Genomic DNA, 12,136 nt, shown 5'->3' with positions numbered 1-12,136 from the left:
CCACCGTAATTGTCGCCGAACACCACTTCAAGGACGTCAATGATACCTGGGGCCACACCTGTGGTGATCGAGTGTTGACCAAAGTCGCCGACGTTTGCCGACACTCATTGCGCCCCACCGACATCATTGGCCGCTTCGGAGGCGAGGAATTTGTGGTGGCGCTGCCGAACACTGATTCAATCAATGCGCAAGCCGTGGCAGAGCGGTTGAAGGAGAATGTCGCCGCACTGATACTCGAGGGGGAGATGAGCGATCTTCGCCTGAGCGTCACCATTGGTATAGCGGTCGCCAACGCCGACGATGATCTGGATGCGCTGATTACCCGGGCGGATAACATGCTCTATGTGGGTAAGCGCGATGGTAGGAATCAGGTCGTGATGTTAAATTAAGGTGGCTTATTGAGAGACTTCGAGGTTTTGAAATGTACTTCAAACGCTCCGGAGCTTACATTGATTGCCTGCATATATCGGCCATTATCAAGGAGAAAGTCGTTGAGGATTTTAGTCGTTTTTTTGGTATCGGTTTTGGCCACTGGCTGTTCTACCTCCACCAGCAGAATGCACGAAGAGCGAGCAGCGGCGGAACAAAGCCGGGCCTATCGGATTGGCCAACAGGCAGGCACGCCTGACAACATCCAGGCTATGCGCTCGGCTCAGAAGAGCGCCCAATCCCACCGGGATCAGGCACAGGAGACGGACGGCTGGTCGATGTTTGAGTTTCTGTTCGAGATGATTGAATTTATTGGCGACAGAACGTGACCCCTGGAGCTATCGCCCCCAGCATGGCGCCCCTCCAGTCACCCACCCGCTTGAAAACCACTCTCCGCCCGCCTATACCTTCTAGTTACCACCCGTTCCTTCCGGCCCCACCACGGGCAAGTTGTTCCTAATTCCTGAAATCAGGAGCCAACCATGAAATTTGTTCACGATCCCGAGGGCACACGCCTGCCCATCAAGCTGGACAGCACCAGTAATGGAGAGTATGTGCCTATCCCGCTGGACAAGACGAGCAAGCTGGCCAACCGCATGGCGCACGAGGCCACCTCTGCCAACGCACACCGGCTGGGTGTCAGCCGACGGGAGCTGCTGGTGTCCGCCTGCGGCGCGGCGACCACCCTGTTGGCGTTCAATGCGGCTCAGGCGGCGGCCGGGCGTGGGGCTGGTTTTTATTCCCTGGCGTCTGAAGCCGGGCTTGATAAGTATGCCGCCGCCGAGGCGCTGGAAGGGGATGAATTCATCTTCGATGTGCAGGGTCATTTCGTGAATCCCACTGGGGCCTGGCTGGACAAGATACCGGAGGATGCTCGACCCCTGTCCGGCATGGAACAGGCCGGCTGCGCCCTGGCCACCGGCAAGGAGGACCGCTCTTATCTGCAGTGCCTGGGCCCGGATGCGTTTATCCAGGATGTGTTCATGGATTCCGACACCGACCTGATGGTGCTTTCCTTCGTGCCCTCGAAGCGGGACGAGGAGCCACTCACCATTGAGGAAGCGTCCGCCGCGCGATCGATTGTCAATCAGATGAAAGACAACCGTCACCGCCTGTTTCTGCACGGGCGGGTCAATCCGAATCAGGACGGCGACCTGGAGGACATGGACCGACTGAAGGAGGAATTCGGCGTGGTCGCCTGGAAGACCTATACCCAGTGGGGACCGGACGGCAAGGGCTACTGGCTGGATGATGACGACACCGGTATTCCCTTTCTGGAGAAAGCGCGCAAGCTGGGCGTGAAGATCATCGTCATTCACAAGGGCATTCCTTTCGGACCCCAGTCCTATGAGCACTCCCTCTGCGACGACATTGGCCGGGTCGCCAAGCGCTATCCCGATCTGAAGTTTCTGGTCTATCACTCAGGGTTTGTGCCCGGGCAGGCCGAGGGGCCCTATGATCCTAGCCGGAACGAAGGCGTCGACTCCCTGATCAAGACGGTGGTCGAGAACGACCTTGGCCGACACTCCAATGTTTACGCGGAACTGGGGTCAACTTGGCGGTTTCTGATGCGCGACCCCGACTCCGCCGCGCATACTCTGGGCAAGTTGATCAAATACCTGGGGGAGGACAATGTGCTCTGGGGCACCGACTCTATCTGGTACGGCTCGCCCCAGGACCAGATTCAGGCGTTCCGGACTTTCCAGATTGCCGAAGCAGTACGGGAAAAACACGGCTACCAGGGGCTGACACCAGAGATCAAGCGCAAGATCTTTGGCCTCAATGCCCTCGTGCCCTACGAGATTGACGAGTCACTGATCCGCCAGCTGGTCGGCAAAGACAACATCTCTCTGGCCCGAGCCCACTACCGCGAGCACCCGGATCCCCACTACCGCACCAATGGTCCCAAGACGCGTCGCGAATTTCTGAACCTGATGCGGTGGAGTGGTGGCCGGGCTACCTGATGGGCTTGCGTGGCTTCGCCTGGGATGTCATCATTAATTTATATGATAAATTGGCAGATCTACCTTAGGTCTGGCCAGAAATGATGCCCCCAACAAAAAGGTCAACACCATGACAAAGAACGTCCGGATTCTCGCTTTCGCCATTTTCTCCACGCTGGCCGCGGTGAGCACAGCTCATGCCACCGAGGACCCAGTGCGGCATATTGTTGCCTTCAAATATAAAGAAGGGGCAGCCGAGAGTGATATCAATCAGGTAACCAATGCCTTCCGCGCTTTACAGAACGAAATTCCCGGAATCGCCTCCTATGAAGACGGCGTCAATAACAGTCCGGAAGGCTTGAACAAAGGGTTCACCCACGTTTATGTTGTCACCTTCGACGACGCAGAAGCCAGAGACGAGTACCTGCCGCACCCAGAGCACAAAAAGTTTGTGGCGCTGATGGAGGAGCTCGACATCCTGGAGGATGTATTTGTGATCGATTATTCAATCAAAGAGTGAATAATTATTACCTTTGCCAAAGAACATCTTCAAGCGCCAGCGTAGCGTTATTCAAGCCGCGAACCTGAAGGGAGGTAGCTATCTCTTCAGTTCGCGCTGAATTTCCTCTAGCTGATCCGCAATTCTCGCCTGCTCACGAGCGCTTTTGCGTAAAGCTCGCACTGCCATTACTACGGCAACAGCAAGCCCTACAATTGAACCCAACTTAATCAACAGAGCGACGATGGCGAGCGCACCAGGTGTACCAATCATTATTTGCGTCCTTTTTGTAATACAATTAAGATGAGCGTAATCAATATAATCAGACATTACAACCACTGATCAACCAGAATGGATATCGCATGAACACACTCCTACATCGCAATCGGCTGATTGTACTCGTCGTACTGTTTTTCCTTAACGCTTGCACCACCGGCAGCAACCAGTCTACCCATGCGCTACCGGACGCCGAGGTCGTACGGGAACAACTGACCCGCGCCAATGATTACTGGCAGTCAGAGCATCCGGAACCCGGCTGGGCTTTCTGGGAACACGCGGCTTACCACACCGGCAACATGGAAGCCTATTTCGTAACGGGCGACCAGGACTACCTTGATTATTCCCTGCGCTGGGGCGAGCGAAACGAGTGGATGGGCGCGAAATCAAACCAGCCTTCAGAGTGGAAATACAGCTACGGGGAAACCGACGAGTTTGTACTATTTGGTGATTGGCAGATCTGCTTTCAGACCTATATCGACCTTTATGAAATCACCGGAGATCGCGAAAAAATTGCGCGGGCGCTGGAGGTGATGGAATACCAGATGGCCACCGATGCGGATGACTACTGGTGGTGGGCCGATGGCCTGTACATGGTGATGCCGGTCATGACCAAGCTCTATCAGGTCACTGGCGACGACCTGTACCTTGAAAAGCTGCACGAATACTACACCTACGCCAAAAGCATCATGTACGACGAAGAAACCGGCCTGTTCTTTCGCGATGCCAAGTACGTTTACCCTGAGCATAAGAGCCTGAATGGTCACAAGGATTTCTGGGCCCGGGGCGATGGCTGGATCTTTGCCGGTCTGGCCAAGGTGCTGGCGGACCTGCCCGAGGACCATAGGCATCGGGATGAATACCTGGCGGATTATCAGAAAATGGCCGCCACCCTGGCCGATGCGCAGCAGCCCGGTGGCTACTGGACGCGCAGCCTGCTCGACCCGGAGCACGCTCCCGGGTATGAAACCAGCGGCACGGCCTTTTTTACCTACGGCTACCTGTGGGGCATAAACAATGGCCTACTCGATCGAAATACTTACTTGCCTGTCGCCCTGAACGCGTGGCAGTACCTGAGCGAAACAGCGCTGCAGGGGAGTGGCAAGATCGGCTATATTCAGCCCATTGGTGAGCGAGCCATACCCGGCCAGGTTGTCGACGCCGAATCCACTGCCAATTTTGGCGTGGGCGCCTTTCTGTTGGCCGCCTCTGAGATGTATCTATTACTAGAAAGGTGAGCGCTCCAAGTGGGCGAATCAGTCCTGACTCGTTTACCGGAGGTGGCCTCTGGCCAGCTGACGTGAAATATCGTCGTCCAGCGGCTCCGGTATGGACAGCACAGTCTCCGAATGGGCGCTGGCTTGGCCTCGGTTGATCGTCAGCGTCACGGTATACTCACCGGGCTCACTGTAGGTGTGATAGATATAGGGTTCGGTGCCATCGCTGTTATACACAGCGCCATCGCCCATATCCCAGCGGTAGCCTTGGGCGGTATGATCTTCGGGCGGCAAACACGACACCAGCCCGCTGACGGCCGGATTGATCAGGCAATCAAATTGATCGCCCGACACGCTTCCGTCACTTTGGGGCGATCCGGCGTAGACCAGGGCGGGGACGGCCAACAGGCAAAGGCACAGACGGACTATTATTGGCATGGTGCATTCCTCCTGAGGAACGTGACGGGCAAGCCAAAACGCACGGCAGCTTCGTCAATGCTAGTTAAAAACACGATGCAATATCGTGATGAGCTCCACAGAAACTGTGCGGAACCTTCACCTTATGCGCTCTACCAATAAATTGTGCACAATGCGGGTGAAAAATCGGTGAGTTTTATCCAGCAACGAACAGACCGAGAGGAAATGCTTTGTGATATCCATCAGGCTTTTCAAGATCGCCGGGATGACCTTGCTTGCGCTGGGCCTTGCAGACTGCACCTTCACCGAGCGCGGCGTGTATGACGGTATTCGCCAGGGGCAGATCAACGAGTGCAATCAGATGCCGAGTGGGCAACGAGAGCGCTGCCTGTCCGAGATTACCGGAGAGTATGAGGAGTACCGCCGTCAGCGGGAGATGATCGAGGACGAGCAATAGACCGATAACTTATAGTACAATAGACCAGATTCGACCAAAAACTCATAAAATGACTCGACCATGCTGACGTTTTACCGGCGATCCATGGCAGCCTTTCTGGTGCTGCTGGCGGCCACTGCGACAATCATCTATAGCGGCTATGCCAAGTCGCAACTGAATACCTCACTCTTCCCAGCCGATGACGACGGGTACCTGTGGGCACCGGCGATAGAACCCCGCAACCCCACTGGAGACACCTGGCTATCGATCAAGAGTAAGGCTGGCACACTTGACTACGAGTTTATGCTGGATCCTGAGGAGTCATTTCCGTACACCCATTTCTCCCTGTACTTCATCAAGCCGGAGCAGGCCCATCACATGGTGGATCTGACCGGTTATCACAGCATCTCGTTCCGCGTGCTGTGCGCGCCGCGCAACGTCCTGCTGTTTGCGTTGTTCAGCTATGACGACCAGGTCACCGATCCGCTTCACCAAGATACCCGACGAGTCTCGTCCACCGCATTTTCCTGCGATAACCGCTGGGAAACCGTAACCCTGGAACTGAAAGAGCTGATCACGCCTGACTGGTGGCTGGATCGCTATGGTCTTGAGCTTAGCGAGCGAGGTTACCGCCAGGACAAAACCATGGGTCTGGCATTCATCAACTCCCTACAAAGTCCTGTCGATGTTCTGTCTCAGGTCCGCATCGACGAGCTGAACCTGATTGGCAGCCGGCCCGGTTATCTATACGCCAGTGTGGGCGTCAGCCTGGCCCTGTGGGCGCTCTTCCTCGCATGGGTAACCCGCGCGTACATCTCGGTAAAAACCGCCGTCTTGAAAGAAAAAATAAAGCGGGATCAACCTCTGATTGCCTACAAGAAGCTCTCCATCGAACCTCAGAAAGACAAAGACAAAAGTGCCCTTCTGCGGCATATCGCCACGGAGTACGCCAACTCCGAGCTGACACTGGACTCCACCGCCGTAACACTTGGCATCAACCGCACCAAGGTCAACGAAATTCTGAAAGAAGAGTTGGGCCTGACCTTTACCGCTTACCTGAAGCGGCTTCGATTGACCGAGGCTGCACGCCTGTTGTCAGAGAACTCTGGCGCCAACATTTCCCAAGTGGCGTACTGCGTGGGTTATAACAACGTCTCCTATTTCAACAAGTTGTTCAAAGAAGAGTACGGCTGCCCACCCAAAACCTTTCAGAGCCTGTGTCGCCCCAAAAATCCCGAGGAGAGGCCAGATTAGCATCACCTATCTTCATGGCAACTGCTTTCTTCCTGGCCGCTTCAGAGACGCACCCACTAAAGATTAAACCTTAACTGCCGCCTTGTAACCGCCAGATTTGAAAAGACGATGGAGCATCGCCTACCAGAACGCCGCAGTGCATCCAGTATACGGAGTCGCCACGTCTTGTCGGAAAATTATGAATCGCCTGACAGGCATAGTCGGTGCCACCGACGAGATAACAAAGCTCACCTGTCGTCGAGTTCTGACAGCGCCACACCGAATCCGGATCTTGAGTGCTCGAGGTAAGCAGGCGACCATCGCTCGCACTGTAGCGGTAAGCCCAACCCGAGCTCATTCGGACCGGCGCGTAATTGGGAATCATGATTCGACGACTAGCGTCCACATCAACGTCATACGCACCTGCGAGGTAACGGACAAAGTTGGTCTGCTCGTCGGGGTTGTCCGTAGCACTATAGACTATGGCTTGCCGGTCATTGGCGATCGACCAATCAAAACTTCCCGTTTCATCCGTCCCTGCCCTCGGGATACGATAGTCAGCCGTGCCATCTTCACGGTAAGTCAGCAAGCTGTAGTCGCCCCGGTTATGCACACCCTGGCGATTAAACTCGTAGAATCTTTCAGAGATCAACTTGGGATAAAACCCGTTCACTTCTGTTCGCACAAAGTATTGAGTCTCGGTAGCATATCGCCCCTCACCTCGGTACGTAAGACAACTTCCTTTGGCACGGTGCACCGTTCCCGACAATATCTTGCATGTATCTGTAAAGGAGTCTGTGCTGATTTCAAGTACATTACCATTCAGAGACCAGGTAATTTCCTCGGCGTGGCGCTGGTTGCAGATCGCAGATGCTCGGGCGTAATTTGCCACCCATGAGTCGGCATCACCACTCCCCTCAGCACAATCGGAAAACTCTTCCATCAAACCAGAACCATCCGCATCGAAGCGAACTCGAGCTGCCCACTCTCCGAATGAGTTGGTGTGTATATCCCAAGACCATTGATCCGCTCCAGAGTACTCTATAAAAGTCTCCGGTACCGCCAACAATTCCAGACTGATATCGAAATGAGCTAGTGCGTCTTCTCTGGAAACCAGGGTAAGGCTGGTACCAGTCTCTCCTTCAAACTCATTCAATGCGGACTGCAGCTGTGCATCAAAATTGACGTCATCCAGCTCCACTGCGCTCAGAAATTGCTCCAGACCGAAGTCTCCCAGCATTTGAGCCTCCAGTAAACGGATGCCATTACTTGGGTCACTGTCAGAGTCCAGGGTCTGAAGCAGGCGAAGCAGGTTTACTGTGGTGACATCTGACGGTGCTTCATCCCTACTGACGCCCCGCAATTCAGCCGGGGTAACAACACTGTCAGCCTCATTCAAAGTTACTGTTCCCAACGACATTCCCGCATATGAGAATGCTACCGGCTCATGGGGAATAAACCGGAATCGACCGCTGCTGTCCGTAAAACCAAAAACTTCTCCTGCTTCATACCTCAGCCCTTCAACGGCGGCGTCTATCAAATACCCAAACTCAGTATTGATATCGACCGGATCCTCGGGTTCGTCTTCACCGCCGTTATTCCCGCCGAGATCATTACCACCTCCTCCACTGCTTCCGCCACAAGAGACCAGAAAAAACATCAGGGATGACAATAGTATGAGCAGCAAAGCGTTGAACGAGGAGCGCATGACATTTTCCTTTGGCCAATTCCAGGAGATCAACAGTGATTTTAGATTCTGGCACCTCAATCTTTTATTGTCCAATATTTCCACAGTCAAACGCCCAGACAAGAGTCGATCACTTGCCGTTACGCGCGAGAGATTTAATTATTCATATAAAAAATGCCACCAATCATAACGTAATGGCATTAGCCCCTCGATGGCAACGCCGGGTTTCTTTACACGCGGAACAGGCCGGCTAATAACCCGACCATCACTCGAGGGAACCCAACGCTCATGTGGATCGGCACCTCATCACGGTTTTGAACTGGCTAGCAGTTTTCGTACTCGCTTAATAAGATTCCACAAAATGAGTATTTCGGCGCATTTTCGAGACGGAACCTGAGTCGACTCACCCGTTCCGCGCACGCTCGATGGCTGCCTGCCAGCCTTTGAGCATTGCATCACGCTCCTGATCGCCCAGTTGGGGTTCGCAGCGTCGGTCCAGGGTCCAGTGCTGAGCCAGATCGTTCAGATCCCCGAACAGGCCGAGCTGTAACCCGGCCAGACGAGCGGCCCCGAGCGCCGTGGTTTCGATGATGTCCGGACGCTCCACCGGAACGTGCACAATGTCGGCCAGAGCCTGTAGCAGCCAATTATTGGCTACCATGCCGCCGTCCACCCGCAGGGTTTCGGGCCGCTCACCGGCATCGTCTTCCATGGCTTTGAACAGATCCCGGGTCTGATAACACACCGCTTCCAGTGCCGCGCGTGCCAGCTCGGCGCGGCCACTGTCGCGGGTCAGGCCGCAGATCAACGCGCGGGCGTCCGGCTCCCAGTGCGGCGCCCCCAGCCCGGTGAAAGCCGGCACCAGATACACACCCCGGTTGGAACTCAGGCTCTCCGCCAGGGCTTCAGTTTCCTCGGCGCTTTGGATAATGCCCAATTTATCTCTCAGCCACTGCACCGCCGCACCGGCAACAAAAATCGCGCCTTCCAGCGCGTATACGGGCTTGCCGTCAAACCGGTAGGCGATGGTGGTCAGCAGCCGATGTTGGGACAGGCGCGGGGTCTCACCAATGTTCATCAGGGCGAAACAACCGGTACCGTAGGTGCTCTTGATCATCCCCGGCTCGAAGCAGGCCTGGCCGACCACCGCCGCCTGTTGGTCGCCTGCCACCCCGGCAATGGGTAACTCCACCCCATCGAGCCCCTCCAGCGCGGTTCCGAAGTCGGCGGCGCAATCGAGCACCTCGGGCAACATGGCCTCGGGAATGCCGAACCGCTCCAACAGCACCGGGTCCCAACACTGGTCGTTGATGTTGTAGAGCAGGGTACGGGAGGCGTTGGTGGCATCGGTAGCGTGGACTTTGCCGCCGGTAAACTTCCAGATCAGCCAGGTATCCATGGTGCCGAACAGCAGGTCACCGCGCTCGGCTTTGGCGCGGGCATCTTCCACGTTATCCAGAATCCAGGCGATTTTGGTGGCGGAGAAATAGGGATCAAGTAGCAGCCCGGTGCGCGCTCGGGTGTCATCCTCCAGCCCATCGCGGGCGAGCCTGCGACAGTGATCAGCGGTGCGGCGGTCCTGCCAGACAATGGCGGGATAGGTCGGCGTACCCGTGGTTTTATCCCACACCACGGTGGTTTCCCGTTGATTGGTGATACCAATGCCCAGCACGCGCTGATCGCCGGAGAGTTGGTCGAGCGCGTCGCGGCAGACCTGAGTGGTGACCTTCCAGATTTCTTCCGGATTGTGCTCCACCCAGCCGTCGTCGGGGAAGTGCTGGGAAAATTCCTGCTGGGCCTTGGCCACCATGCGCCCATCCGGGGCGAACACAATGGCGCGGCTGCTGGTAGTGCCCTGGTCAATGGCAAGGATCAGATCAGACATAGTCGCTCCCGGGTCTATGCAAGTGCACTAAGCATAGCACTCCGGGAGCGGGGGTTTGGGGAAAACCCCGGTCTTTAGGCAGAGAGCTCCGCCAGTGCCGATTCCACAATCGCCAATCCCTCTTCCAGCACCTCATCTTCAATGGTGACCGGCATCAGGAAGCGGATGGCATTGCCGTGCATACCGCAGCTGAGCAAAATCAGGCCCTTCTCCTTGGTCTTCTTCAGCAGCTCCGCCGCCAGATCCGGACGGGGCTTGCGGCTCTCTTTGCTGTCCACCAGCTCAAAAGCGGCCATGGCGCCCAGGTTACGGCCGTTGTCCACATTCGGGAACTTCTGCTCCCACTGCGCGAAACGGGCGGCAAGAGTGTCGCCCAACCGCTGACTTTTACCCAGAATGTCTTCCTTTTCGAAAACATCGAATACCGCCATTACCGCGGCGCAGGCCAGGGGGTTACCGGTGTAGGTGCCGCCGAGGGAGTTGGGGCCGGAGCTGTCCATGATGGTGTCGGTACCGACCACGGCGGAAATGGGCATGCCATCGGCCATGCTCTTGGCCATGGTCATCATGTCCGGCTCCACACCGCTGTGTTCGATGGCAAACAGTTTGCCGGTGCGACCAAAACCGCTCTGCACCTCGTCCACCACCAACAGGATGCCGTGCTCATCACAGATCTTGCGCACGGCTTTCAGGAAACTCGGTGGTGCCGCGTAAAAACCGCCCTCACCAAGCACCGGCTCGATAAAGATCGCCGCCGTCTGTTCGGGACTGGAATCGGTTTTCAGAGTCATTTCCAGGCCGCGCAGCGCCTGCTCTTCGCTCATGCCGTGGTACGGCACCGGGAAAGGTGCGCGGAATACCATGCCCGGCATAGGACCGAAGTCGCCCTGATAGGGATTGACCTTGCCGTTCATGGCCATGGTCATGAATGTGCGGCCGTGATAGCCACCATCAAAGCAGATCACGTTGGTGCGACCAGTAGCCGCCCGGGCAATTTTGACGGCGTTTTCCAGCGCTTCGGCGCCGGAGTTGGCCAGCATCACTTTGGCGTGGCCCCGTACCGGGGTGTGTTCACTCAGCTTCTGCGCAACGTTCACGTAGCCTTCATATGGCATCACGGTCTGACAGGTGTGCATCAGTTTGTCCAACTGGCCTTTGACCGCATCCACCACGGCCGGGTGGCGGTGGCCAATGTTGAGCACACCGATACCGCCCGCAAAGTCGATAAAGCGTTTGCCATCGGCATCCCACAGTTCCGCATTCAGTGCATGGTCGGCAAAGTTCGGATTGGGGCTGGCCGCGCCGGCCGCCACATAGCGTTCTTTCAGTTCATTCAGCGATTTGTTGTTCACGTTTCCGTCTCCTTTGGCGCTGGGTCAGCGCGTGATGTTATGCCTCGGCAGACTGGTAGAGCGCCTGCCCAAGATGGGTGAAATAGTCCTGAAACGCGGCGTTTACCCGCGCGCGTTGCTGGCCTTGAGGGTAGAGCCCCAACCGGGCCTCATCGGTCTGCCGGGTGCCCGTGACCAGGAAGCTGTTTTTGATCGGTGCGTCCTGCACGTAAGCCTCAAACGCCCGGGCACAAAGCTCTTCGGGCAGCGCGTAATACACCGTTCCCATTCGCTTGTCCTGCTCGGCAGAGCGCTCGAACAGCTCGCTGGGAGCGGTGCCAGCTTCATTCAATAGCACAGTGTGGTAACAGTTACGCAACCGGTCGTTCAACGGATGACTGAGCCCGGCGGCATTCGCCAGCCAGGCCTTGGACCCGAAGCTCGCACCCGGAACCGGCGCAAACGCCTTGTCGCAAATATAGTGGTCAAAGGCGTGAAACCATTCGTGGGCAATGCTGCCCGGCCCGGCGTTCTTGGCCAGGGCAAAGGTGTGGGTCGCGGGCTCATAGTGAGCCGCCACGCCCCGCTGACCGCCCTGCCCGTATTGCAGCGCCAGGGTGCCACGCAGCGAAATCAGCCCTTCCGGCCCTTTGAGTATAGCCATCAAATCGCACAGAGCGTCGTAAAACAGCCCGGCCGCGCGCTGTTTCTCCGCCTCGGTGACCCACCGACCCAGGCTGATTGATCGAAACCCGAACCGGCGACGAATATCCAGGAAGGTGG

Annotated in this window: 13 protein-coding genes; 7 read left to right on the top strand and 6 right to left on the bottom strand. The window is 56.4% G+C overall.

From position 1 onward, the window contains the following. The 4 genes from B3520_RS13680 to B3520_RS13665 form a co-directional block, all read left to right on the top strand. A partial coding sequence (locus B3520_RS13680) for a GGDEF domain-containing protein (RefSeq protein WP_286806449.1) occupies positions 1 to 389 on the top strand: 389 nt, incomplete at its 5' end. A gap of 102 nt (positions 390 to 491) precedes the next feature. Further along, positions 492 to 758 (top strand): hypothetical protein, encoded by a 267-nt coding sequence (locus B3520_RS13675; RefSeq protein ID WP_286876286.1) that lies wholly within the window; start codon positions 492 to 494, stop codon positions 756 to 758. A gap of 153 nt (positions 759 to 911) precedes the next feature. Continuing rightward, complete coding sequence (locus B3520_RS13670; protein ID WP_286806452.1) at positions 912 to 2,393, top strand: amidohydrolase family protein; 1,482 nt, start codon at positions 912 to 914, stop codon at positions 2,391 to 2,393. A 109-nt stretch (positions 2,394 to 2,502) separates the two neighbouring features. After that, a complete protein-coding gene (locus tag B3520_RS13665; protein ID WP_286806454.1) occupies positions 2,503 to 2,892 on the top strand; it encodes a Dabb family protein in 390 nt (129 codons plus the stop codon). Positions 2,893 to 2,970: 78 nt separating this feature from the next. Here the strand turns inward: B3520_RS13665 and B3520_RS13660 are convergent, their stop codons facing one another. Further along, entirely contained in the window at positions 2,971 to 3,201 is a 231-nt protein-coding gene (locus B3520_RS13660) for a hypothetical protein (protein WP_286806456.1), read from the bottom strand. Positions 3,202 to 3,233: 32 nt separating this feature from the next. Between B3520_RS13660 and B3520_RS13655 the strand changes: the two genes are divergently transcribed. Then, positions 3,234 to 4,385, top strand: a complete 1,152-nt coding sequence (locus B3520_RS13655; protein WP_286806457.1) for a glycoside hydrolase family 88 protein — start codon at positions 3,234 to 3,236, stop codon at positions 4,383 to 4,385. 33 nt (positions 4,386 to 4,418) lie between these two features. Here the strand turns inward: B3520_RS13655 and B3520_RS13650 are convergent, their stop codons facing one another. Next, on the bottom strand, positions 4,419 to 4,802 hold the full coding sequence (locus B3520_RS13650; protein ID WP_286806458.1) for a PKD domain-containing protein: 384 nt from the start codon (positions 4,800 to 4,802) through the stop codon (positions 4,419 to 4,421). Positions 4,803 to 5,046: 244 nt separating this feature from the next. Here B3520_RS13650 and B3520_RS13645 point away from each other — a divergent pair, with 244 nt between their 5' ends. Next, a complete protein-coding gene (locus tag B3520_RS13645; RefSeq protein WP_286806459.1) occupies positions 5,047 to 5,238 on the top strand; it encodes a hypothetical protein in 192 nt (63 codons plus the stop codon). A gap of 60 nt (positions 5,239 to 5,298) precedes the next feature. After that, complete coding sequence (locus B3520_RS13640) at positions 5,299 to 6,471, top strand: helix-turn-helix domain-containing protein (RefSeq protein WP_286806460.1); 1,173 nt, start codon at positions 5,299 to 5,301, stop codon at positions 6,469 to 6,471. A gap of 70 nt (positions 6,472 to 6,541) precedes the next feature. Here B3520_RS13640 and B3520_RS13635 read toward each other — a convergent pair whose 3' ends face one another. From B3520_RS13635 to B3520_RS13620, 4 genes are all read right to left on the bottom strand, one after another. Then, complete coding sequence (locus B3520_RS13635) at positions 6,542 to 8,158, bottom strand: hypothetical protein (protein ID WP_286806461.1); 1,617 nt, start codon at positions 8,156 to 8,158, stop codon at positions 6,542 to 6,544. 382 nt (positions 8,159 to 8,540) lie between these two features. Next, positions 8,541 to 10,022 carry a glycerol kinase GlpK gene (gene glpK / locus B3520_RS13630; RefSeq protein ID WP_286876284.1) on the bottom strand — a complete coding sequence of 494 codons (1,482 nt, stop codon included), beginning with the start codon at positions 10,020 to 10,022 and terminating at the stop codon, positions 8,541 to 8,543. 74 nt (positions 10,023 to 10,096) lie between these two features. Continuing rightward, positions 10,097 to 11,374 carry a 4-aminobutyrate--2-oxoglutarate transaminase gene (gene gabT, locus B3520_RS13625; protein ID WP_123639069.1) on the bottom strand — a complete coding sequence of 426 codons (1,278 nt, stop codon included), beginning with the start codon at positions 11,372 to 11,374 and terminating at the stop codon, positions 10,097 to 10,099. A gap of 37 nt (positions 11,375 to 11,411) precedes the next feature. After that, positions 11,412 to 12,136: CLCA_X family protein (locus B3520_RS13620; protein ID WP_286876282.1), on the bottom strand; the 725-nt coding region annotated here is incomplete at its 5' end.

This window comes from Marinimicrobium sp. UBA4509, assembly GCF_002388575.1.
GTDB lineage: Bacteria > Pseudomonadota > Gammaproteobacteria > Pseudomonadales > Cellvibrionaceae > Marinimicrobium > Marinimicrobium koreense.
This window is presented reverse-complemented; position numbering and strand designations above follow the sequence as displayed.